Origin of the sequence: Paraburkholderia sp. A3BS-1L (assembly GCF_051125215.1) — a bacterium.
Lineage (GTDB): Bacteria > Pseudomonadota > Gammaproteobacteria > Burkholderiales > Burkholderiaceae > Paraburkholderia.
In genome coordinates this window covers 2,417,256-2,441,632 of the sequence record NZ_CP120442.1, presented here as the reverse complement: position 1 = coordinate 2,441,632, position 24,377 = coordinate 2,417,256, and the positions used below count along the sequence as shown (strand labels likewise).

Annotated in this window: 16 protein-coding genes and 1 pseudogene; 10 read left to right on the top strand and 7 right to left on the bottom strand. The window is 58.1% G+C overall.

The annotated features are described in order from the left end of the window. Positions 1–22 precede the first annotated feature (22 nt). The 4 genes from P5W99_RS11030 to P5W99_RS11015 all read left to right on the top strand — a co-directional run bounded on the left by P5W99_RS11030 (position 23) and on the right by P5W99_RS11015 (position 3,602). Positions 23–541 (top strand): hypothetical protein, encoded by a 519-nt coding sequence (locus P5W99_RS11030; protein WP_434660744.1) that lies wholly within the window; start codon positions 23–25, stop codon positions 539–541. Beyond that, positions 538–1,101 (top strand): hypothetical protein, encoded by a 564-nt coding sequence (locus P5W99_RS11025; protein ID WP_434660743.1) that lies wholly within the window; start codon positions 538–540, stop codon positions 1,099–1,101. The genes P5W99_RS11030 and P5W99_RS11025 overlap by 4 nt, the downstream gene beginning before the upstream one ends. Before the next feature lie 137 nt (positions 1,102–1,238). Next, positions 1,239–2,027 carry a hypothetical protein gene (locus tag P5W99_RS11020; protein WP_434660742.1) on the top strand — a complete coding sequence of 263 codons (789 nt, stop codon included), beginning with the start codon at positions 1,239–1,241 and terminating at the stop codon, positions 2,025–2,027. A 1,371-nt stretch (positions 2,028–3,398) separates the two neighbouring features. Further along, complete coding sequence (locus tag P5W99_RS11015) at positions 3,399–3,602, top strand: cold-shock protein (protein ID WP_434660740.1); 204 nt, start codon at positions 3,399–3,401, stop codon at positions 3,600–3,602. 156 nt (positions 3,603–3,758) lie between these two features. On the opposite strand, the gene P5W99_RS11010 is transcribed toward P5W99_RS11015, so the two are convergent. After that, complete coding sequence (locus P5W99_RS11010; RefSeq protein WP_434660738.1) at positions 3,759–3,989, bottom strand: hypothetical protein; 231 nt, start codon at positions 3,987–3,989, stop codon at positions 3,759–3,761. A 318-nt stretch (positions 3,990–4,307) separates the two neighbouring features. Here P5W99_RS11010 and P5W99_RS11005 point away from each other — a divergent pair, with 318 nt between their 5' ends. After that, on the top strand, positions 4,308–4,844 hold the full coding sequence (locus P5W99_RS11005) for a Uma2 family endonuclease (RefSeq protein ID WP_434660737.1): 537 nt from the start codon (positions 4,308–4,310) through the stop codon (positions 4,842–4,844). Positions 4,845–5,296: 452 nt separating this feature from the next. On the opposite strand, the gene P5W99_RS11000 is transcribed toward P5W99_RS11005, so the two are convergent. The 5 genes from P5W99_RS11000 to P5W99_RS10980 all read right to left on the bottom strand — a co-directional run bounded on the left by P5W99_RS11000 (position 5,297) and on the right by P5W99_RS10980 (position 10,733). After that, positions 5,297–5,638, bottom strand: coding sequence for an H-NS family nucleoid-associated regulatory protein (locus tag P5W99_RS11000; protein ID WP_434660736.1), 342 nt, complete (start codon positions 5,636–5,638; stop codon positions 5,297–5,299). Between the two features lie 302 nt (positions 5,639–5,940). Then, on the bottom strand, positions 5,941–6,819 hold the full coding sequence (locus P5W99_RS10995) for a hypothetical protein (protein WP_434660735.1): 879 nt from the start codon (positions 6,817–6,819) through the stop codon (positions 5,941–5,943). Next, entirely contained in the window at positions 6,816–8,279 is a 1,464-nt protein-coding gene (locus P5W99_RS10990) for an AAA family ATPase (RefSeq protein WP_434660733.1), read from the bottom strand. The genes P5W99_RS10995 and P5W99_RS10990 overlap by 4 nt, the downstream gene beginning before the upstream one ends. A gap of 204 nt (positions 8,280–8,483) precedes the next feature. Further along, positions 8,484–8,984: a hypothetical protein gene (locus P5W99_RS10985; RefSeq protein WP_434660731.1), complete on the bottom strand. Its 501-nt coding sequence runs from the start codon at positions 8,982–8,984 to the stop codon at positions 8,484–8,486. Between the two features lie 1,362 nt (positions 8,985–10,346). Continuing rightward, positions 10,347–10,733, bottom strand: coding sequence for a hypothetical protein (locus tag P5W99_RS10980; RefSeq protein WP_434660730.1), 387 nt, complete (start codon positions 10,731–10,733; stop codon positions 10,347–10,349). Between the two features lie 496 nt (positions 10,734–11,229). Here P5W99_RS10980 and P5W99_RS10975 point away from each other — a divergent pair, with 496 nt between their 5' ends. The 5 genes and pseudogenes from P5W99_RS10975 to P5W99_RS10955 all read left to right on the top strand — a co-directional run bounded on the left by P5W99_RS10975 (position 11,230) and on the right by P5W99_RS10955 (position 19,290). Continuing rightward, a complete protein-coding gene (locus P5W99_RS10975; RefSeq protein ID WP_434660728.1) occupies positions 11,230–17,160 on the top strand; it encodes a DUF3320 domain-containing protein in 5,931 nt (1,976 codons plus the stop codon). A gap of 153 nt (positions 17,161–17,313) precedes the next feature. Beyond that, positions 17,314–18,192, top strand: coding sequence for a hypothetical protein (locus P5W99_RS10970; protein WP_434660726.1), 879 nt, complete (start codon positions 17,314–17,316; stop codon positions 18,190–18,192). Between the two features lie 306 nt (positions 18,193–18,498). After that, a complete protein-coding gene (locus tag P5W99_RS10965) occupies positions 18,499–18,660 on the top strand; it encodes a hypothetical protein (RefSeq protein WP_434660725.1) in 162 nt (53 codons plus the stop codon). Between the two features lie 96 nt (positions 18,661–18,756). Next, positions 18,757–18,930, top strand: a pseudogene (locus P5W99_RS10960) (H-NS family nucleoid-associated regulatory protein); the annotation flags it as partial. Positions 18,931–18,972: 42 nt separating this feature from the next. Next, positions 18,973–19,290 carry a hypothetical protein gene (locus tag P5W99_RS10955; RefSeq protein WP_434660723.1) on the top strand — a complete coding sequence of 106 codons (318 nt, stop codon included), beginning with the start codon at positions 18,973–18,975 and terminating at the stop codon, positions 19,288–19,290. 121 nt (positions 19,291–19,411) lie between these two features. Here P5W99_RS10955 and P5W99_RS10950 read toward each other — a convergent pair whose 3' ends face one another. Then, the gene (locus P5W99_RS10950; protein ID WP_434660721.1) at positions 19,412–23,977 is read right to left on the bottom strand and encodes a hypothetical protein; all 4,566 of its coding nucleotides are present in this window, start codon (positions 23,975–23,977) and stop codon (positions 19,412–19,414) included. Positions 23,978–24,377: the final 400 nt, after the last annotated feature.

Here is a 24,377-nt window from a genome sequence, read left to right as displayed (position 1 = left end):
AATCAAACTCCACGGTGCCTGCATGGCCACGCTGCCATCCATCCTGCTCGACAATCTGCTTCCCCGCGTACTGGCCATTCGCCAGTGGCGGAAGGAAGGCTGGGCGATTGACGAGCTGCGGGCGGATATCGACCAACGCATGTCCCTGCTGGGGGAGGTTGGGCAACAAGAGGCGTGTGTGGAGTTCTACCGCCTGTCGGTCCGGCTCGAGACCGCGCTTGCACGACTCACGGGATTGCGGGAGCGACTTCGGCACCGGCAGGAACAACTCGCTGCGTCGGTGGTCCGCCTCGAGCGCGAGCTGGCTGATGAAGCGTTGGCCTACCTGACTGCCGAGCACAAGCTGCGTCTTGGTGAGGTCTACACCGTGTCCACGGGTGACCAGGTCGAACTGAGGCGCGTCGAGTTTGACGCGGGCGCTGAGCCACCAAAGGCTTATTTCGTGGGGGTTCGTGTGTTCAAGAACGGCCAACGGGGTGGGCAGCTGCGGCTGCTGTCGCTCGTGTACGAATCACCTGAAAGCCAGGAGAACCCGCAATGACGGACGTAACGTCTCAGGAGCCCGCCCCCGTCGTTCGAAGCTCTCTCGTGGAAGATGTCTGCCGCAGCCTCCTTCCTGACGTGCGGCAGCAGCAGGCGCTGGACCGCGCGGCCGGCAGGCTGGAATCCGGAGCGGGCCGAGGCTGGAAGGCGCTTTCGTCCAGTGACAACGTCGAGAGCCTGCAAGCTTTTGCGGCCGAGCTGCACGAGATAGACCAGCTCCTCAGCGCGGTCGCCGAGAGCGCGCACCGGGCGGCCGCGGTACTCAAGGCCCGGCTGGACGCCGCCCTGTGGAATGTGCTGGCCGAGGAAACGGGGCTCCGGCGCGGGGACATTTTCGAGGAGACGTACGAAGCCACCGGGTATGTTGCACGCGTCCAGCTCGAGGAAATTGCGCTGCTGGAACCCAACAAGGTGCACGCGTGCGCTTGTCTCTGCGGATGGCGAAGCGCAGTGGCTGGTCGATTGCGTTCGCTCGCTTCTCGGTCCATCCGGAACTGGTCTGGACAGCTAAAGCATGCGGTGCAAAGCCCACTGTTACTCGGTAATTCACGCAAATAGCAGTTTTGCAATCTCTACGGCCAACTCTTTTCCGCCACCGCCACCCGGCATTGCATTGGCCGCTGTCCGTCGCTCTTCCGACCGACCACGTGATTCCGGTCTTCTCAAGAGCATGCTTCGGGTCATTGGAGATAGTTATGAATAATTTAGTTATGCAGACAAAGAGAGCATTGCAGGCACCGGCAATCGCCCTAGTACTTACAACGGCATTGGGCGGTTGTGGAGGAGGCGATAGCGGTGCCGCAACGGGCTCAGCAATAGCACATGACGCTGTCACAACAGCAGCGGTCACGAGCACCCAGGTAGTCCCGCCGAACGGGACTTTCGAAGGACAAACGTATGCCCAATGGGAGACAGCATTTTGGCAATGGGCGCTGGCGCTACCACTTGGTCCCCTCCCACATCCATTCGCCGACTGCAACAATCGTCCCATCTCAGCTGGCCAAAGCGGGAATGTCTGGTACTGGTCGTCACCCGATGACGTGGAAGTGTGCAATCAGTCAGCGACGATTATCCCTCCTGGCAAAACCCTCTTTCTGAGCACGCTCGATGTCGAGGCGTCGTCCCTGGATGCCGCGCCGTTCTTTGCAACGACAGCGGCGGGCCAACAGGCGATTGCCCAGCAGTTTGCGAATTACATCCAGAACGTCTTCGTTATTATTGACGGCAACCCGGTCCCGAATGCGAGCACGTATCGCGTAGCGACGGGGCAGTTCACGTTTACCGCACCTTCGCCCTGGATTTTTAACACTGTCGGTGGTACCGGCACAGCCGTGGGGGATGGGTACTTTTTCATGCTCCAGTTGCCTCCTGGTTCGCACACGATACGTTACGGCGGTACGTTCAATATCCCGAAAGGCGTGCTAGGCCACAAGGCGGTAACTATCAACAAGGACATCACGCTCCTCGTCACGATTGGTTCGTAGCGGCATTCGTGCCTACCATTCCGATGTAGTGGAACCGGGCGGCGCCAAGCAGCGCTGCCCTCATTGGCTTCAGCTCGAAGGGGCGCGCGGTCGCGACGCAATCAACGTGCGTCCCGGTCCCGCGCATCCCGTGGCCTGTACTTGCCAAGGGGTAACTCCGTCATTATGCCGAGCACGACGAAACGGACCCTGCGACAGGTTGCCGTAAAGCAGGGCGCCCTCCGCTATTTGCGAAAGGTTTTCGCTAGCGAAAGGCGTGGATTTCTTCCACCCACGACGTATGGTTAAGACGTGCGCATCCCTTTTCGTGCACCGGGCTTACCGGCCCTCTGGCCGTTCTTCAGGTGCTCCTGTCCCCTCGAACGCCAATCGCGGATTGACCGCGTTACTTGTTTCTCCCTGAATCCGGTGGATGGCCAAGATAAAGAATAACGTCCCGCCACCGGACTCCGGCAGCAGGTGGAATCACCGGCAGCGTCTGTGCCGGCCCCTTCACCCATTGCCTGTGTCATAGCGTCTGCAAGGAAGCCTGATGTCGTAAAGGAGGTAAAGCCATGAAGACGACGTTTCTCATGTCTGCAGCGCTCCTGGGCGTAATCTCGTTAGCGAGCGCAGTGCAAGCTCAGGACATGCCAGGGCAGCAAAATGTGCAACCGGTATCGGGCGCCGCAGGCGCCTCGACCAACTCATCGCCCAGTGCCTCTCCTGGCACGTCCGGGTATGGAGGCGTATCCTGGAGCACCAGTGCGGGCGGTAGTTTGACCCGCGCAGGATGGGCCACCTGTGGTCACCTGCCTCAATGCAACCCCGATAGCGGCCACTGAATCGGGCACTCGCGAGCGGTGGGGCCGTTGCGGATGAGCTTGTCTCATCCGCAACAGAGCTGACGGCGCCGGGAAATTCGGCGCACGCAGCCCCCTGATAGGGAGGCACGGCATATCATTGCTTGATTTCCGAGGGACCGTCACCGCCGTTGACATTAGCGCGACGCTCATCAGTCGAGCAAAAGTCCCTGGAGGGTCTCGGAGGGCGGGTCGAATGGTCAATGGGCGACGCGCAAGAACGGAAGTTTGATAACGATGCCTTCGACCTCGTCACTTCATCGCTGGATACAACTTCTATGCACTGCGTGGGAAGCGCAGGGCATCGTGAGAATTACAGCACCGCTATCAACATGCCCGGTGCCGGGCTGGGGCGTTCCCGCAGTGTTTCAAAATTCGGGCCGCACCTTTTTATGTGCGGTGGCATACAACGGCTTCCCTCGCTTTCGTCCAATCTTCAGATGCACTGCGTTCCGACATGGAACGGCGGAGCCCCTGGCGAAAAACATGATGCCAGGCCTTGATACAACGTTTTGGAGCACCCAGGAAAATGGCAACCGGTACGGTGAAGTGGTTCAACGATGCAAAGGGTTTTGGATTCATCACGCCAGACGACGGCGGCGAAGACCTCTTCGCGCACTTCTCAGAGGTACAGGGGACGGGCTTCAAGTCCCTCCACGAAGGCCAGAAGGTCAGCTTTGAGGTGAAGCAGGGGCCGAAGGGCAAGCAGGCGTCCAGCATCCAGCCGAGTTAGGTTAAGTGGACCGGGTGACGGATACAAACCTGCCACTTCGCGCGCGGTCTGCCCCATAAAACGGGGCTTTTCCCCGCAACAGCCCGCTATGCCGCGCATTTCCCCGGACGGTCCGGTTCTCGTTCGACTACGATATTGCTCAATACCAGCTTCTTGCTACATCGGTCCAGATTGCGATTTTTCTGGCGCATCCATGCCGGGCGCCGCCTCCTTGGCTTCATCGGGATGCAGGGAGCAGTATGCGTCCGACAAGGTCGAGCATAGTTGCGCGAGCGCCGCGAGATTCAACGCTTGGTCCACATGTTCGACTTCTCCTGCGTTGAGTATGTCGTCAAGCACCGGGGCGAGCCGGCGCAGCCGCCGGAATGCCTCCTCATCGAGTTTCATTTCACTTCTCGTTTCAATCGAATACGGTAGCACGGCACCAAAGCGAAGCTGCCTTCGTCAGCAGCGATAATTCGACGTCACACCCCTCGGGTACCTATTTTGCTGCGACGCAGCATAATTGGGGACAAAACTCAGGCCCGACCTCGGAACCATCGTGTTATGAGGAGCGTTGGACCTAATCATCTGGCCCAATAACGGCAAAATAGCACATCTCATGCACACTGCATGAGTCGATTGTGCATCGCACAATTATTTTTCGCTTTTCAGGCGCGGATAAAGGGATTACCCTTACGCGGTTCCCCATTGGAGGCTGCCGTTGTGTCTACTCTTCTCGAGCAGGACGGACTCGTTGCAACCTGGCGTCGGATTCACCCGAATTTTGATGCCGGGTCATTGGAATGCTGCGAGCTGGACGGTCGAGGTGAAACGGTGCCGCTTCCTCAACCCTCAGCAAGGCGCCAGATTGTTCTGACCGATGTCTACTGCCAAATCGCGGAGCAGATTGGTCACGTGGCGGCAATGTCGGTCCCCGTGACGACTCCGGCATTCGGCATCCGCTTACCCGACGTCGTCTGGATGCCGCCTGAAAAGTGGGAAGGGTATGACCGGGAAGGTCCAATCCTGTTTGTGCCGGACGTGTGTGTCGAGGTGCTCCTTGACCGCGAGTTTGCGGACGACTTCGGCCCGAGACTCCGGGCTTACCTCGAAGGCGGCGCCCAAGAGGTCATCGTTGTCGACCAGCGCGGAGAACTGCTATTCCATGGAGCGAATGGGCCGCAGCAGTCCTCAGCGTTTGGCATAACGCTCTCACTCGAGCGTATGTACTTCGACGAATTCACACCGTCTTCCCACTAATTCACGGTGCTAATCGTGTCGGTCATAGCTGCGGAAGCAGCCACCCGTCCGGCGTGGACGTGGGATGCACCGCATTCATTAGCGGCTGAAGCAACTTTGTAGCGCAGCTCGACGGGCGCCATATAAATGCCGCAATCTCCCTTAACATGTTTCTAACGAATTCAACGCAAGCTTGACGAGGAGATGAGCATCACCTCCCTGCTCAACGCTCTCGCGCGCAAGACCTCGGGCCAGAATAGCCGCTGGCCGTGCCGAGAGATTGCGAGGTGCACGCGCTGGTCGCTGGACGCCTCGTCGAGAATAGGGAACAGTCGCAAGGGCAATTGGATAGCGCGTCCGTCAGGCAGGCCGTGTAGTCGGCCATCATCGAAGGCTATCGCGACGAAGACGACGAGCGCCCACTGCATTAACGATGCACCGACGGGGCTTCGAAGCGCGATATGAGACGAATCTCAGGCAACTCCGAGGCGTTCGGTTTTGATTGTCGCCAGTCTGCTGCCCGCAAACGGGTCATTGCCCCAATCAACGCTGGAGCGAGTCTTTGGCTGTGCTTCAGGTGTCTTGCTGATTGCAAAATGCTCGAGTGACTGGCCAGCGCTCGTCGCCTGAATGACCCACCGCGGGGCGTCGCCTTTCCCGTCCCATGTGTGGCCAAAGGCATCGCGGTATCGCGCCGCGCGCTGCCGCTCCTGGTCTGCCGCAATGGAAGCGGCAACGTCGTCAGGCTTGATTCCAAATTCGTCCATCCGTCGCCGAAGGTAAGCGACGATGCTTTCACGTTTTCTTTCGTCCATCCAGATATGCTCCGCTCGGCATGCATTCCGTAAGAAGATAAATGCAAGCCGCATGCAGCCAGGATAACACACCACGACAAACTATCTTATTCGTGGAAAACCCATCCCATGAAGCGACAGCAGGGGGCAGCGCGTCGCTGCGGGAAAAAGGACTCCAACCCAATCGGGGGCCTCGTTGGGACACCGAGCTGGTGCTTGACCCGCCCGATGACGATGTCGTCGTGATTGTGCGCAAAATCCTCGAGAGCCCTCTTAGTGGTTGATAGTGTCCAGTTTCCTGGTAACGAATCAAATAAGTGGGCTCAATCGACCTCCGCCTCGGCTTCTTCATCGTCCTCTGCCACCCGCACGCCAAACTCGGCTTCGAGGTTGTATGCTAGGTCGAAAGCACGGCGAATTTTCTCCGAATCCTTGCTGCTTTTGGCTGCTCGAAAGATATCCAGTACTTCTTCAGCGCGTATCCGCGGTACGGATGGAAACTTTACCTCAAGCGCATCGAGAACTTCTTCCTTGTGAAACTCACAACTCGGCGACGAGAACCCATCGAGCGCGTCTGCGACTCCGTGATATTTCGCGCTGAAAGCTTCTGCTGCGATACTGCGATTGAGTGTCTCAGCTTGGTCGAGCTTGCACGCCTTGATTAGCGCCCAACCTTTCTTCGTCACTTTGACATAGAGCCGGCGGTCCGTAATTAGAATATGGTGGGAATATTCGTCGAAGTAGGGATGCACCCATCGAAAACTCCCGCTCCAGGTTGGATAGTCTGATGGTGGATTTAGTCCCCGGACTTCGAGCGGGTCGAACTGGCTTTTGTTCGTATTGCATTGCTTGCAGGTTATGACGAGGTTCAGTGGCTCAAACGTGAACACGGAATACCCGAGCGTCTGTGCTCTTGCCGATATAGTCGAACGTAAAGCGGAATCCGGATTTAAGTCCTTCGTCCTCTTCTTGGGTAGAATATGGTCGAGTTCTCTGAGCCCGTTAAGGTTGTCGGAGATATGCGTCTGACAGTATGCGCAACGAAATTTCTGCCGATGGAGCAGGTCTTTCCGTAACTCGGCGATTCCAGGAAGAGTCGTGCTCCACGCACGGCCGCCATTGGCTCTGACAGTCTGGCATAAGGCCGCATTGAGGTCGTCTGCGGAAAGACCTTCGCACATCACTTTGAAATAGGCCATCATGCATCCCCTTCGTTACTAGGCGCCTTCACCTCGTCAATGATTGAAATGAAGACCCGGCGCATCGGGTCATGCGCAGGAAGCTGCAACATTAGCTCGCTTATTTCATCAACGAGTTCCGCGAGTTTGGGAGCGTGCTTTTCTTTCCCGTCTGCTATCAATCCAAGAGCTTGGTCCGCTACTCGCGAGAATTCCGGCGCACGGGTCGATGACATTGAAAACACCTCTTCAAGCACGTCGGTCGCGTTCCATCCGTATGTCGCTTCGAGCAAACTTGAGGTCACAACCGGATGCTGTCCGGCTCCGTTGCGCTTGAGACCAAGTACGCATCCAGACACGGAAGAGATACTCGATGCAACGAGCGCAGAATGCGTTGCCACTACGACGTGACATCCCGTTCTACGCGCGAGCATGACGTGCAGAGCAGGGAGGTAGTCTCTTTGCCAACTAGGGTGAAGACTGTTTTCGGGCTCATCTATCAGGATGGCGCATTCGTCTTCGGCTTCGAGTGCGACGCCGCACATGCTAGATAACCAGTGCCATTGCCCAGAACTCAGGTCTTCGCCAAAGATGGCGTTTTCCGTGGGGGCTCTACCGCGGCTTTGGGGCGTTTGAGCGTCAAATGCGATGTCGCGGAACTGTATGATGCGCAGAAGGGCTAGATAGTAGAACGATTTGGCATTCGAAACGTCATGGCTCGGATTCCGGCCATCGACTGGTCGGGGTTGCGTCACTGAGAGTGGTGACGCCCATGGAACTTGCTGAAGCGCTAGCAACTTTGAGAAGACCTCGCCCGCGAAGTCGTAGTCTTCCAATATCCGCGTGCCAAACTGGAGGGCTGCGGCGTAGTCAGATGTTGTCTCCGAAGCACGCATCAGCCGACGTTCCGATGAGGCTTCCTGTACGGCGACGATGAGCTCGTCGATGGTGGAAACGCCTTTCGTTAAATTGAATCGAATCCACACAGTTGTGGGAAGGTCGAAACGATTGAACACCGCGCTTATTTCGGCTGACGCCTCTGGCAGTCGGGCAACGTTTCTCAGGAAGAGGTAAGCGAGACTACGCTCGCTCTGCTTCGAGCCTGCCATGCCGTTCACAGCTTTTTGCCCGATATAAATGAACGGGCGCTTGTCGTGGGCGGTGAACATCGAGGTAGGCCCTGGCCGTCCTCCTCGCGGAAACCGGTCGAGGGGCGTGCCAGATATGGCAATGACCTTCCCAGGCGTGTTTTCGCTTTGGTAATTCACAGTTGTCGTTATCACGGGATGTCCGTCAGACTCGTATTTGGCGATGCCCAGACAAGCGTCTGTAAGAAGTCGCAATGCCAAACTCTTTGACGTACCGTTGGCGCCAATGAGCACCGTTGTGTAATTTGCAGGTGACTGCGCCTGCAAGCCCTTCGGAAGCAGGGGCAGTCCATTCTTGAACGGACCAATGTTTGTTTGAATTGACTTGATTCGCATGTTCGATGTGCTGGGGGGAGGGGCTCGCTTCGATATCGGTCGAGGTACTCCCGATAATCAGGCATACGCTTTATATGACCACGCATCGGCTGCTCGGCGTGGCATTCGATATACAGCACCTCTAGAATGTATTCGCTGTTGGCCGCGACGGGATGTGCAATTGAACTGGCTCTAGCGATGTTCTATGACGCGAGAGCCGCTGTGCTATGCCCAGTCGATGTCTGCAGGGTCGAAGAGGAGAGTGACGCCCGGGTAAGTGGAACAATCGCACTCTGCACAGCCCAGTTTTCGCAAGGCGGCGTGGTGGCGGTCGCTCATCCAACGCTCGAAACTTGCGTCGCGAAGGAGGGCCCGGAAGTCGCGCAAATCGGTCGGACCTGCGAACAATTGAACGATGTAGCGCTCCGAGTCGAGGCGGCCGGCTTCGGCGGCGGCCGATAGGCTATCAAGCACCCATCGAATCACGTCTGCACCGGGCATCCGGCTGAGTTCGGACACTTGAATGGGTGCCAGCACCTTGTCTGCATGGTTCCAGCCACCGAACCCGATGAGGGCGCTGGCAGCACGCCGACCTTCTTCAGTCTCGAACAGCAAAGGTGTGATTTGTGGAATGTACGCATTGATTGTTGGCATTCTCGAGGCCTCGCGAAAACTAGTTGCATTCGAGCCAGTGGTCGGCTGGTAGATGAATGTCGGCAGCTTCACCGTAATCCTTTAGACACCGAGACCGCACTCCACGGTTCGTCACCAGCGACGAAAGCGGACAAAAAGCAACTATCCAACGTCCACGCGGCGCGGGATTTTGAAGACGAGTTGTCCGAGCACCTTGTTTCTCACGGCGGGTCGGTGTGCACACACCTAAAAGAATGGGACTTTGTACCCTTGGAACTGGCGCTGTGCCACCGACGACCATGTGCCTTATGCTGATACGGCATCCTGCCGGCATCAGCCGGTGCACTCAAGGAGCAAATCATGAGCAAAGGCAGTAGCGGTGGTGGCAGCCGTAGTGGCAGTAATGGGGCCGGAAAGAGTGGTAGTGGTACCCAGCCGAACGGTGGTGGTGCCCAGCGGAGCGGTGGTGGCCGGCCAAGCACAGGATTCCCGGGCGGGAATTGGCCCAGCACTACTGGGAAGCCGTCGGGTGGCGGGCGAGGCAATGCGCCGCCGTCGAAGTAACTGAACTGAGGAGGCGCCATCCGCCTCCTGGTCCACATTGCTGACCCTCGAAAACTGCGAGATACGAACAACTCAACTCCGGCGTCCAGTGATTTGAGGCGCCTGGCGGCAGCATCCCGAACGTCCGTACGCGGCCCCCCCCACACAATCCGCCAAGCACGTCACCATCACGCCGGGCTCCCATCACTGTACGGATGTGACCAACGTCGACTAGGTCTCGACGCAAGGCATCGGTGAGAAATGTTCATCGTTGCAGCGCGCGGCCGTTACCTGTCACGTGGAAGACGCGGGTATCAATCACTCTGCGTCCCGGAGGCTTTGGCACGTAGCTTCCTTGGCGCCCGGTGGCGTCCACTCGGAAGCTCTCCAATTGCGCGAACTCGCCGTCATATTGGGCTCGTTTCGGGCATTCGGTTCATCCCGTCTACGTCTACACTGGCCTTCATGGAGCGAGTCGTTGGCTCCATCCCTGGACTCCCCTCCTGCGGTCGAGTTGGACCATACCGTGTATCAGTTGCAGCACAGCAGTCGGGCAGAGGTAGTCGTATCAAGCAGAGCCAGTCGGTTATTGTCGAAGCACCAAGCAGTTGAATCAATGAGAAGTACAGGGCAACGCGCAGTCGAAGCGTCGCATCATTCAGGCATTATGTGATTGCAAGTCTAGGCCGCTTACATCGGAACAGGTGTAAGCGGCCGCCGTTCAGCCAACGCTCCACCGAGGTGAGGTCTGCCCGTATAGAGGCCAGCTTTCTCGATGACCCTGACAGTTGGAGACCTTTGTCCACGCTGCGAGCGAAGGTTGGGCCCAAACGCTTACGCGCGATGTGGTCGTCGCGCGCTACATCACTCAGGTGCTTGAATCGCTTGCAAGGCGTTCAGCAACGGTTGTCGTCAGAAAAGGTCGACCACGAAGTTGACGGCGACGGTTGCGTGAGATGGCTTCGGAATCGCGGACACGCTCGGTTCGCCAAGCGCCTCCTCTCTCGAGACTGCGAGCTTCAACCAATACGCTATGGCATCGCCTAGCGTTTTCTCAAAGTCGCCATCGCGTTGCGCTCTGTAGTACGTCGCCATCGAACCCTCGCGAATGCGGCAGTTCGAAACTGAGAATACGACTTCAAGACGAGGCGTATTGAGAGCGTTCATTGCTTCCGCGAGTGCGGCCAAAAACTCTTGTTCCAGTGTCGAAAGGAACCGGGGCGCATCCTCAAGGTAGACGCCAAGAAACGCTTCAATGGCTTGTTTGCGCGAAGGTAGGCGCATCTCGCTCGTCGGCATTGGGCAGGTCTCGATTGATGTTGAAGGTCAGCGCGCGGAGGCGACGACGCTTGTTTGCTGCTCAAGGAATATTAGAGCATTCAGAGGAGTCAAAGAGCACGGGAGAAGTGTGGCGGACATATGACGGTTGAGTGGAATGCGATTCCTAGGCAATCGCGGTAGGGAAGCTGGGCCTGGCGTCATCGGCTTTAGCCACAGAGATAACGTTCTGCGGCAGTTCTTCTGGTTGCACCAGGTTAGGAAAGCGTCAGCGTAGCTATGCAGAAGTTCAGCCGGTTCCCCGGGGTGACGGTCAAAAAGGCGTAATATTTCGGCTTGACTTAGGAACCACACAAAAAAAGGTTTCCACTCAATACGCATTTGCAAGAAGAGAATAAGCTCCTTGTGGAAGCATCAGAGCTAATAGCGCAACCAATATCATGGTTCAACCTGGGTGACGTCGCCCACAATATTGACGATTCGGTTGAACCTGGTGCGAATAATGAGGGACGGGGTGATGGCACAGGGACAGGCAGACAACGCTGAGGATTTGACGGCCAACACTGACTTGAAGCTTCCGAGCGTTCAGCTTATTGCCGACCAGACGATGGGGTATGCGGCGATTCAGAACAATGTTCCGGTCATCCGCGAAATTCTGGTTAAGAACGATGGGGAGACGACGCTCTCTGATGTCGAACTGCTCGTCAAATGTGTGCCGGCTTTTGCCGATAGCGCACGTTTCCGTTTTGAAGCGTTGGCACCAGGCGAGAGCCGCCGTCTCGCACCTGTCGACCTGCGTCCTGACCATCAGTATTTCAGTCAGCTCGACGAGTCTGAGCGCGCCGTCATCACAGCGTCGTTGCGTGTTCAGGAAACTGAGCTCGTAGCGGCAACGCACAACGTTGATGTTCTAGCCTACGACCAGTGGGCAGGCACGCGGTCATTGCCCGAACTGCTGGCCGCGTTTTGCATGCCGAACTCGCGGGTCGTAGACAAGCTTCTCGCTCGAGCGTCCGGGTTGCTGCGCCAGACTTCGGCCGACCTCTCCATGGACGGATATCAGTCCAAGAATCGCGAGAGGGTCTGGAAGCAGGCGTCGGCTATCTACAGCACGATAGTTGCCGAGGACATCCAATACTCCAATCCGCCGGCATCGTTCGGAAATGACGGCCAGAAAATCCGGACGCCAGAACGCATCCTGGATGGCAAGCTTGCGACCTGCCTGGACCTTGCCATGCTGTTCGCGTCATGCCTGGAGCAGGCCGGTCTGCACCCTGTTGTGTTGTTCAAGGAAGGCCACGCGTGGGTTGGCGTATGGCTGATAGATACCAGTTTTCCGACTGCATTGGTGGACGACGTTCAGGCAGTTCGTAAGCGCGTGAAATCAGGCGAGTTCATGGTTTTCGAGACCACCGGCGTCGCGAGCGGTCAGAAACCGTCCCTTCGCTGGGCCTGCACTCGGGGCGAGGAACACCTGAACGACGAAGCTGAGTTCGCGTATGCCGTAGATATCCGACGCGCACGCGAAGTCCAGATTCGCCCACTCCCATCCCGTTCGTCGCAAGTCGATGACCAGACTGTCCCGATTGCCAAGGCCGAAACGCCCATCATCGAAGACGTGCCGCAGTTGCCGCCACTGGACCCGGTAGTCATCCCACTGCGTGACGAGGTAACACCTGAAACACCCGAAGGACGCCTGGCGAAATGGAAGAGCAAGCTGCTCGACTTGACGCTCCGAAACAAGCTCCTGAATTTCAAGCCGACCAAATCTACGCTACGCGTTATTTGCCCTGACCCCGGCGCGCTGGAGGACCGGCTTGCGGATGGAAATGAATTCCGCGTCCGTGCGAAGCCGAAGATGATGTCCGGCTCGGATGGTCGCGATGCCAATGTGTACGCTGGCCGAAACGGTACGGTGGCAATGGATGACTTGGCGACCGCGGCGCTTGGCCGGAACGAAATCGTCACAGACATCGAGGAGGAGGCTCTGGAGGGCAGGCTTCTCGAGATATTCCGAGCGGCCAGCACGGGAATGGAGGAAGGCGGCGCCAATACGCTGTTTTTGACTTTTGGGATGCTGGAATGGCAGGAGAGCAAGGATGCCGAATCCAGCCATCTGGCTCCGATTCTGCTTATCCCCGTTACGTTGTCCCGCCAGTCCGTCCGAAGTGGTTTCCGCCTGGCTCGTCACGATGACGACGCACTCGTGAACCCGACACTGCTGCAAAAGCTCCAGCAGGATTTCGGCCTGAAGTTACCGCCGCTCGACGTTTTGCCGACCGATGACAGTGGCATCGACGTCAATCAGATTCTGCAGACCTTCCGGCTGCATGTGGGCGAACTGAAGGGATGGGAGGTCAAGGAGCAGGTCCATCTTGGAATCTTCTCGTTTACGAAGTACCTGATGTGGAAGGACCTCCAGGACCGCCAGAAGCAGCTCCAGGAAAACAGTGTTGTTGCCCATCTGATTAACAATCCCGGTAAGGCGTTTGCTGACAGCGCAACAGGGTTCGAGCCTGGCACCCTTGATGAGAAATTCCGGCCTCAAGACCTGTTCACGCCGTTGCTGTCGGACTCGTCACAGTTGCGGGCCGTTTGCGTTGCCGCTGAAGGCAAAAACCTTGTCATCGAAGGCCCGCCAGGAACGGGTAAGAGCCAGACCATCTCGAACCTGATTGCCCATCTGTTGGCCACCGGGAAGACAGTGTTGTTCGTCTCGGAGAAGATGGCTGCGCTGGAGGTGGTGCATCGCCGGCTTAGCAGCCTAGGCTTGGGGCCATTTTGTCTTGAGCTGCATTCGTCCAAGGCGAAGAAAGCAGACGTCCTGAAACAGCTAGGCATCGCACTTGATGCCGCCGGTGCTCGCACAGTGAAGGACTGGGAGCGAGAATCCGAACGGCTCCTGACGCTTCGCACTGACCTCAACGGGGTCGCGCGTGCGCTACATCGCACCTATCCGAATGACCTGACCGTTTATGAGGCCATTGGAACCAGCTTGCAGCATGCGGAAATGCGGCCTGGCGCGATGCCGTGGGCCGATGCAGATGTACATAGCCGCGCCCAACTCGAGGCACTGCGCGAAACTTGCCGTCAGATGGGCGCTCTGGCCGGCCAGCTAACCGGTTTGCAGAACCATCCTTTGGCCGTGGTTCACAAGACCGACTGGATGCCATCGTGGCAGCAAGAGTTTCTCGCCGAGGTTTCGGCGTTTGAAGCCCAAATCAAAAAGCTGGATGAGGCTGCATCGAACCTGCTGAATCAGCTGGGCCTTCCCAAAGTTGCGTTTTCCCTGAATGCACTCGGCAAATTCGATGTATTGGCCGACGTGCTATCCGCCGCGCCCAACGTTCCGGTCGAGGTTGCCCGGTCGGCTCATGACGAGTCCACTCGCTACCGACTTGCCAACCTCCGGCAGCATGGCCTGGCGCGCAATCAGGCATGGGAGCCGCTGAGCAAACACTACGTGGATGACGTCGCCACGTTGAATGCGTCCGAGCTGAAGCGGCAGTGGGCAGCGGCAACCAATACCTGGTGGCCGAAGAACCTGTTTGCCCGGCGCGCAGTTACCGGGCGATTGCGCCTGTATCGACAGGACCAGCGTCGCCCACAAGGTGCTGATGTTCCGGCCGTCATTACGGCATTGACTGCTGTCAATGCGGAGGACAAGGTCATCGAGTCCATGTCTCATGATGCGTCGCAACTGTTGCATGAAACGTTCGCTGCGTCGAAGACGGACTGGAGCGCTGTCGAGTCAGCCGAGCGGTGGGCGATATCATTCGCGGATGCGGTAACGGCAATTGCGGGCAACGACATCGAGTTGGCCCAGACGCTCCGCGCAAAGCTGCAACCGTTTGTTTCCGACAACCGGGGCATGCTGAAGGCAGACATGCCCCTTGGCTCCAGTTTGTTGTCGTATCGCGATTGCTATCGGGACGTCATGACTCAACTCCGTCGGGTCATTGAGCTTGGACACTGCCTGGCTAACCTCGGACTTGACCCGACTGCCGCCGGCGTAATCCCTCGGCTGTTGAGCCTGCTTCAAGGGTGGCAAGCTGCATCGCGGCAGTTGCAGCCGTGGTGCCTGTGGCGGAAATCCCGCACCCATGCAATCAGCAGCGGGCTACAAGGAATAGTGGATGCGCTGGAGGCTGGTGAGGCGCCGTTGTCCGGTGTGGCGACGTTCTTTGAATACAGCTACCAGAGCTGGTGGCTCCGGAAAGCAATAGACCGGGAGCCAGTGCTCTGCAACTTCTCGAGTGCCGAGCATAACCGCAAGATTGCTGAGTTCAAGGAGGCCGACGAGCGTTTTCAGAAGCTGACCCAGCAATATATTTCAGCCAAACTAGCGGGCCAGATTCCCGCGAACGTCGAGGTTGTGCCCGGAGCTGATTCTGAACTGGGGAAGCTGCGGCGAGAATTGCAGAAGCAGCGCAAGCACATGCCGATTCGGCAGCTGGTACAAAACCTGCCGAGCCTGATGAGCCGGCTGAAGCCATGCCTGCTGATGTCACCTTTGTCCGTTGCCCAGTATCTGGACGCTTCGCACGCCCAGTTCGATGTGGTTATCTTCGACGAGGCTTCCCAGATTCCAGTGTGGGATGCCGTCGGCGCCATTGCTCGCGGCAAACAGCTCGTCTGCGTCGGCGACCCGAAGCAACTGCCGCCCACAAGCTTCTTCTCTCGGTCGGATGACTCCGAGGATGGAGCGGATAGCGACGATGTTCAGGACCTTGAGAGCATCCTGGACGAATGTCTCAGTATCGGCCTGCCTGAACTGCGGTTGAACTGGCACTACCGAAGCAAGCATGAAGGGCTGATTACCTTCAGCAATGTCACGTACTACGACAACGAACTGGTCACGTTCCCGTCGCCGGTGACAGACGACCAGAGCGTGCGCTTTGAACGCGTGCAAGGTGTCTACGACCGCGGCGGCTCGCGAACCAATCGTGCGGAAGCCGATGCCATCGTCAAGGCAATTGAGCGGCACTATCTGGACTTGGCGAAGCGGCATCTGACGCTCGGCGTAGTGACCTTCAACCAGGCGCAGCAAAGCCTGATTGAGCGGACGCTGGATGAACGCCGCCGGGCATCTCAGCAACTGGACCAAGCCATTGCGCAGGCGGCGCAGGAACCGCTGTTCATCAAGAACCTGGAAAACGTTCAGGGTGATGAGCGGGACATCATCTTCTTCTCTATCACCTATGGCCCGGATACGTCAGGAAAGGTTAGTCTCAACTTCGGGCCGTTGAACCTGGAAGGTGGCCATCGGCGTCTCAACGTGGCCGTATCGCGCGCCCGTGTCGGCGTCGTGATTTTCAGCACGCTGCTGCCCGAGCAGATTGACCTGTCGCGCGTCCGGGCAGCGGGCGTGCGAGACCTGAAGAACTATCTGGAGTTTGCTATCCGCGGCCCACGAGCCTTGGTTGAGCAAAGCATGCCGACTGGGCGGGAGCCCGACAGCCCGTTCGAGCGGCAGGTGATTTCAGCCCTTCGTGAGAAAGGTTGGACGGTCCACCCGCAGGTCGGCGTGTCCGGATACCGAATTGATATTGGCGTAGTTGACCCGCGTGCGCCGGGCCGCTATCTGCTGGGCGTCGAATGCGATGGTGCAATGTACCACTCCGGCGCGACGGCGCGCGACCGTGACCGGCTCCGCCAGCATGTCCTTGAAGGGCTCGGCTGGGAGCTATACCGCATCTGGTCTACCGACTGGTGGCTGAATCCGGAAGAGCCGATGCGAAAGCTCGTGGCCCGACTAGAAGAATTGGTCGCGACGGTACCGACCGAGGATGAACCGGTTGTTGAACCGCCGGAAGAGGTCGAGCGCGAGCAAGAGCCGCACGCCTTGTATGCACGAGCCGAATCGGTTGTTGAGCCGGTTGCTCCTGCGGCGCAGCTTCCGGAGTACGAACTAGCCGACCTGGAAAGAGGCAATCCGAACCTCTTCTACGAGTGCGGCTCTATGTCGACTTTGACTAGCCAGCTACTCAAGGTAGTCGAAACGGAAGGTCCAGTCTCGCAGGCGGTGGTATTCAAGCGCGTGACACGGGCTTGGGGGCTCTCCCGGGTCGGCAGCCGCATTGAGGCTCATTTGAGCGCATTGGTGCCCGGGCAGGTGGTCTGCACGACAGACGACGGCGTTATTTTTTATTGGCCCGAGCTTGCCAATCCGAGCGCTTGGGAGGGTATCCGGGTGCCAGGAAGCGACCCCGAAACGCGCCGCGGTATCGACGAGATTAGCCTCGAAGAACTGGGTAATGCGGCCGCGTACATCCTGATGCAGCAAGGCGGCACGTCGCAAGACGGACTGGCAAAAGCGGTTTGCCGGTTGCTGGGCGTTGCGCGGACGACGGCTGAGGCCGGAGCACGGATTTCGCGGGCGCTGACCCACGGCCGGGTCCAGGCGATAGTAGATTTCCAGGACGGTTCTGTCCATTTACGGAAATGAGCCGCTGGCAATGCCATGTTGCCGGCTAGCCGAGAGCCGTATATTCCTGCGCAAAAGCTCTATTCTGCCGAAGCGAAAACGATTTTCTGCCTCGTACGATTGTGTGCGTGGTATGGCATCGGCGCTGACGGCTTATATTTATAAAGGCAAGGCATGAGCCTGACGGTCCATCAATACCACATGGCGGATGTCCGGATTGAAGGTGTTTTCGGGGAGCGTGGCCTCGGCATACATGCACTGAGATTCGGTGTTAATTTTTACATCACCAACCAGCATCAAGGTGACCCGCACGGTATGTTTATCGACTGCCTCCGCGCGAATGTGTGGGTTCATGCGTCCAATAGAGGGCGCATCCTTCTGGGAGCCGGGGAGTTTGAGAGGCCATTGGTTGTGCGCAGGCTGATTCATTCGACAGCGCAGTCGTCGCTGCTTCGCGTGATTTTCGGTGACGTGCAATTGCTGGCGCTGGAGGAGCTACGGGGCGGTGGAGGAGTGATTTTTGAGGTCGAGGTCATAGGTCTGGCCCATGCTCCGAACGACACCTACCCGACAGACCAAAGTGTCCGCGTCGAGGTTAATCTCAGCGACTGGGTTAAGGTTCTGGAGTCTTTGGGGGCGGCCGATTCGATAGTCGTTGGAGTAGACATTTCCCTCAGTGCTCCGGCGCAGATGGTTCACGCAGTGGAATACCTGAAAAAGGCGCGTCGTGCACTTGTCGCGGGAGAGTACGAGCATACGGTCGCCTCTTGTCGACTGGCTCTGGACAGTCTGAAGGAGGCATCGCCGATTCTTGGGCAATTGTGTAAATCTGTCGGCGAAGGGAAGGTCAGGGATTTCTCTAAATCGCAACGTGCGGCTGTGCTTTACAACGCGGTTCGAAACTACACCCACCTTGGTCATCACCTCGGCGGCGAAAGCAAGCCTGAAGTGTTTAGTCGCAGGGATGCCGTGATGGTTTTGACCACGGTGGCTTCGCTGGTCGGCATGGTGGTTGAGCTGGTGGAATCGACGCAGCCCGGTGCGGAAAAATAACGCAAATCTGACGTGTTCTCGTCAAAATCCCGGGCGCGTCCCACAAGAGCAACGCCAAATGGGTGTTCGATAGTTGGCGTTGAACATGAGGGCATTTCGCAGATGTCGCGGTTTCCGCGTGCCGTACCAACCGAGGTAGTTGTCCGTCTACACGGGGCCGTTAATAACGGCAACGCTCTCGGACATTCAAGGATGCCAATGCCGTTCTCAAAGCTCAACGCGCAGGAATTTACCGTATTTTTTAGAATGCGCGCCGCGCGATGTGTCATAGTGCGACAGCTTTCTTAACCAGGGAAAAACATAAGAATGGCGACGCTCGATTCCATCCAAGCAAAGATAGCAAAACTCCAGGCTCAAGCAACCGAGCTGGCTGCCGCGAAGTCCACCGCAGCGCTCGAAAAGATTCGCGGTCTTATGGAAAAGCACTCGGTGACGCTCGCCGACATCGATGCCTTCGTCGGCAAATGACGTGGTCGCAAGCCAGGCGCGAGCACCGCAACCAAGCAGAACGCTTCGGTAGCAAAGTATCGCGACCCCAAGACTGGGGCGACTTGGACCGGCCACGGTCGCGCGCCGGCGTGGATTGCGAACGCCAAGGACAGGGCGCGGTTTCTGATTGCAGACGGCCCGGCTAAGTCTGCGGTAGCGACGAATGCTGGCAATTATGTCCGGAGCACGCAACCGGCGCTTTACCGTGACCCAAAGACTGGTGCAACTTGGAGCGGGCGTGGGCGGGCTCCGGCGTGGTTGGCTGGTGCCAGGGACAGGACCAAGTTTCTGATGGCAGGCGCGAGTGAGGGCGCGGCGGAGTCGAAGGCGGCCGCTGCGAAGAAGGCTCCCGCGAAAAAGGCGGCTGCAAAGAAAGCTGCGGCGAAAAAAGCGGCCGCCAAGAAGTTCGCTGCTAAGAAGGGCGCGTCGACTGCCAAGAAAGCGGCGGCTAAGAAGGTTGCGGTCAATCAGCCTGTCGTCAAAAAGGCGGCCGCGAAGAAGGTCGTCGCGAAGAGGGGCGTCGCGAAGAAAGTGGCGCCCACTGCGGCACCGGCTGAATCGGCTGCCGCTGCGGCGTCGGATTCTTCCGGTACGAGGTCTCAGGCCTGATGACAGCGTAAATAATGCCAACGAGCAGTGCGAACGCGGAGAGGAGTGCTGGTCCTGCTTTAATTGATTCAAATGCCTCTTCCATGAGCGCCTGTCCTCAATGGCCCGAAAAACCAATGCCTCATCTTTTCCGTGGGAGTTTCGCAGGTAGGTAGTCGGCCGTCAGCCGCTTCTTGGTAGCCCCTCCCTCCTGAACGGCCGCCTTTTTCGCAGCCTTTTCCTTTGGTGCTTTCTTTTTTGCCACCTGCACCTCTGCTTTACCGCTGGCCGGCAGTTTGCTCTTCACTCCTGTCTTGGCGGCGGCTTTCCTCGTAGTCTTGGCACTTTTGCGGGTCGCCATATGGGCAGTGGTCGCTGCTTTTGTCGTTGCGTTCTTGACCGCACGGTTTGGAGCCGGAATATCAGTCTCGGCAGCCGCATTGGGAAGCGTGCAATTGATGGCAAAGACAATCAATTCCTGAACGTGCGGTTGCTCTACCTTGATGAGTTGCGCTTGTCGCTGAAGGTATTCAACCAACGCTTGGAAGGATTGCCCTTTCCCGGCTCCGGGAATGTCCCACGCTTTATTGTCGAGTTGGAACAGCACCAGAATTCCGTGACCGCTATTGAACCCCTTCAAGTACTGCCCAACCAGCTGGTCGCGGAGTGTGCTTGTCAATGACGCAGCGGAATAGCCGCGTCGATGGTCAACAGGCTTAACCTCAATGCAGACGTTCCAGTTGCGCGCGCTCAGCTGAATATCAGTTTCCTTGTCGTCATCAACCTCCTCCTCGCGGTGAACGCTAAATCGCCGATTGGGCGTGTCGCGAAAACGAGCGGCAAGCCAAAGCTGCAGCAGCTTCTCCGGCATGCCCGCATGGAACAAGCGTCTGTCGCTGAATGGCCCTTGCTCGACGCCAATCTGCACCTCCTCCAACCGGGCGAGAACTTGCTCGAACAGCTCGCGCTCGTTTTCAGGTTCGCGGTGTAACAGCGCACCGAGCGTGAGTAAATCGGCTGGCTCCAGGTGGGATGTGAGGGACGCCTGTCGAGCCGCGTGCTCCTGGACCCGCGCCTTGAGCCCTGTCTTTACCATTGGGTCCATTTCACGCGAGACGAGATTCAACAACGCCTGATGGGCGGCATTTCCCGGTGTCTGCGCAAAGATTCCCGGTATCAGCGTCTCGAGCGCGCGGCTCATCGACGGAGCAAAGAAATCAGCTGCTCGCCGTTCCGAGGCGGCGTCCTCTGCGGAACGGTGTTTGGAGACTAGTGCGTGAAGTTGCAACAGTACGTCGACTGTCGAATCATCCGCGGGAATCCGAATCCATTTGAAATCAGAAAGCGTTTCAACGAACTGCTTTACCTGTATCCTGGCGGTGGCATCATCCGTAGAAAGATTCTCCTCGAACCAGGCCCATGCGGGACGGGGGCTCTCCTCGAGCCAGACCCGGAGCCAATCAGGGTCGCGGAGCAGTCCGTCGGGCTCCCTGGTTTCATTCAGTAGTGTCCTGCACAAATTTTCGACAGCGCCAGACACGATGAGGCCGTCCTCGCGAAGTACACCGAACAGCTCCTTGAAGGTCCTTGGCGACGGGATTCGTCGGGTCAACACGGCGGGCACCAACGGCTGCAGCAGTCTCGCGCGAACTGAACCGTGACAACGAAGGGCGAGGTCCAGCGCTCGCCGCGTGTGGCTCGTCGAGTGCTCTTGATGAGCTTCGTCGTCAATCCAGGGACGCAGGGCTTCTTCGACTGTAGAGCCGTCGGCTTCTGCCAACTGGATGAACCAGTCGGAGGGACGATTGAGCTCCCAGACAGCAAGGCGGGCGGCGCGAGCGGTATCATTCTGGTCGAGCGCCCCGATATCCTGGCCCTCTTGCAACACTGTATAAAGACCGGCGAGCGCCAGAATTGCTTCCCCAGGAACTACGCCATTTGTGAAATCGGCGGGGTCGGGCGGTTCAGTGGTCTGCCATATCTCTTTTAAGCCGGCGGCGAGCGCCTCAGCGATGTCCGCGCCAAGGTCTCGAGCGATAACTCCATAATCGACACGGAAGATGTTGTCGCGACCGGCCTGCCCGTGGGAATACTGGACAAGCCAGCCCAATGTTCCCATGTGGCTCGCATCGCGAACACGGTCAATGTCGGCTCTGGCCCGCTCCTTATTCCTCTCTCGTTGGGCGAGCATCTCGTTTTCGCGTTGGCGCTGCTCTACCTTTATTCGCCGTTGCGAAACCAACGCGGCTGCTATATGGGTCCGGTCGGCAGCAATGCGTTCGGCGTGCGCCATGCCATCAGGTCCAACTATGAGAGCAGCAAGCGCCGCGCTGCGCGCGTGCCGTCTGAGGCAGACCATCGCCACTTCTTTCGCAGTGTCGAACCAGAACTCACGCTCCGCGGGCGGCAAGTGCTCATCGTTCGCGCGCTTCGTCAAACCAGGGAGGTCCGCGGCATCGAACGTGACCAGACAGCCAGAAAAACACATTCTCGTCGTCAGATGTGAGATGTGACGATTGTGCAAAGTCAGAGCAAGTTGCCACCGCAAGTTTGGGTGGCGAGCAATCTGACCGTGAATGCGTTGTAAGTCTTGGTTGTGGTACCAGGTGTCGCGCAGTTGCTCAATGCACACCGCAGCGTCCAGACATGCGGCGAGGTAGTGTTCGGTCGCGGCATCGAAAATTGACAGCAGCCGTTCAAGGCTCGCAGGTAGCACGTCCAGCAACCACGCTCGTGGTGGTTTGGGGCCGTGATATTTGTTGAATTCGCCAAGTCCGTTCTGCACAGGCAGGCATGCGACCACCGCTTCCAGGATTGCACTCGCGGACGGCACGCTAGAGGTCGGAAGCAGGTCATCGGTTATAGCGGACGCCATAGGTCCGTGACCGTACTCATCCTCCGAACCGGCCATCTTGAAAATGCTCGTCAGGTCCGCAACCGTAAGCGACTCTGCACCGATAGCTACCAGCGCGGCTGCGATGAACTCGTTCGACGTCAATGAGCCTGACACCAGGTCTGCCTTGATTGCAGCGCGTTGCTCCGTCGTCGCGACGGCTGCGAGTGTGTCCAGTGCCCGCGCTCGTTCACGCAAGTGGGCGTCTGGGTTCGTGTAAAGATTGAACACTGCCGTCGCGCAGTCCATCAGGCGCGCACGTGCGACGATGGGCAACAGCGAAACCTTTGTATCGGCCTCCAGTCCGGCATCAGCAAGATAACTGGCGACAAGACCGGGCGACAGTCGCTTGCCGACACGCATCAATTCGGCGGCATCGTTATACCAGTCAGGTCGGAAGCCTTCACTGTGTCGCCGCACGTAGGCTGCAAACGCTGCGTCTGCGGAAAGCACATCCCACGCTTCGGGGTCGCCGTCGAAAAGGAGCATTTCCGGAAAGTGTGCGATGACCCACTCGCGAGCCGTTGCGTTGATTGCTGCAAGCCAGCAAAGCGCCCAACGGCGCCCCGGAATCAGCACAGGTTCGTCAAATGGAGAAACGACGAACAGGGGGAGCACTCGATGCAGCAGCACTCCCCCCTGGAGTTCTCGGTCTATCCAGCAGGCCGCCAGATAGCCACGCGTAGTCCGATGATGGAACTTCACGCGGCCGAACGTCGCTTCATCAAACAGCGCGGAGGCGAGCAATCGCGAGACCTCGGTCCCGGTCCATCCATCTAGCACTTTCTGAGGTGCAACCTCGCCTTGTAGTGCAGTCAGCGACGGTTCGCACGATAAGTACCCGCGCCCGCACAGTTCCGTGGCTGCTGCCAGCAGCTCGGCACCCTGCCGAAGTTGCTGAAGCGACGGCACGGTTCCCGACGCGTGGTAGCTTGGGTTCACCTCTTTCAGCCGGTTTGCGACACCGCCTTCGAGAAGTTCCCGATAGGTGCCAAGGCTACGTTTCTCCTTCCACACTGCGAGCATCCAGGTCAGGTCCAGTGGACGCGTGGCTAGATGCTCATACTCGCCTTCCTTGATGGCAACCCAGAATCCATTCGCGTCCGGGGTGCACCATGCATCAGCCAGCTTTCGTGCCTCCGGAAGCGACAGCGGTGAAAGCGATGCGACGAAAATGTCTGGCGGCTGGTTCAGGTCCGGCTTCGGTTCTGGTTCTTGAAAGCGAACGACAATCGCGTTGTGCTGGAATTCAGCAGTGGCCTCAGGCTTTGGACGGCACGCAAGTTCGATGGGCGTGACGAGAAGGTCCCTAACAGCCGCCTGCACGTCGGCAATTGACCAATCCGTATATCTGCTCGAAATGGCGATGCGCACCCGAGAGAAGTGCCGCTCCAAGCGTTCGCGCACAACCCAAAGCGCATTTTTTAGCGCGGCATTGTTTATTAGCCGCGCTTCGTCGACCGCATCCAGGAAAAAATAGCCGACTTCTGACGATTGTTTCCACGCGTCGAACTGGGGAGCGGATTGACCGATTGCCCGATTCCAGGAGTCGTTGACTGCGAGCTGGCTTAATTCGACAAAGAAGGCCGCCTTGCCCAGACTTCTGAGTCGCTCCGCCTCGTCCCTAAATTCGGTAGTTTTTCCGATGCCTGCTTCGCCTACTATGACGACGACGCGCTGCTGGTGCAAGTCTGACCACGTCAGGTCGCCGCTTCGAGCGTCAAAGTATCGCGCCCAATCTTCAGCGTCGTCCTGCTGTTCGCTCAGCTTGGAAAACGTGCGGATGAGTTCAACATGCGTCGCCGCCATCTTCATCCCAATATCGAGTGTACGCGCAGCAAGGGGACTCCCCCTTTGGTGCGGCCGTGACAGGCCAATTGTCTTCGAGCTTACCAACACATGCAGTTCCGTTGCAGGCCGGCGCCCCGCAGCCCTACAGTCGATAAGAGTCCGAAAACACCAATGATGCGACTGCAATCGCGAACAAGAGGCTGCTGGCCTGGGACGAAGCCATTGGAGTCTCCCTCCGGCGCACAGTTGCAGGGTGAACTAATCCACTACCCGGGCGAATTCTTTCCGGGTCAACTACTTCCGCCGTACATTACGAACCCCTTTTCCCTCGCCTGTCGGCAACCGCTCTCAAGCGTTTCGCCCGCTCCAGCCGCACGGCCAAGTCTTCAACTCGCCTGACCCGCGCGAGTGCTTGCTGCAGCGC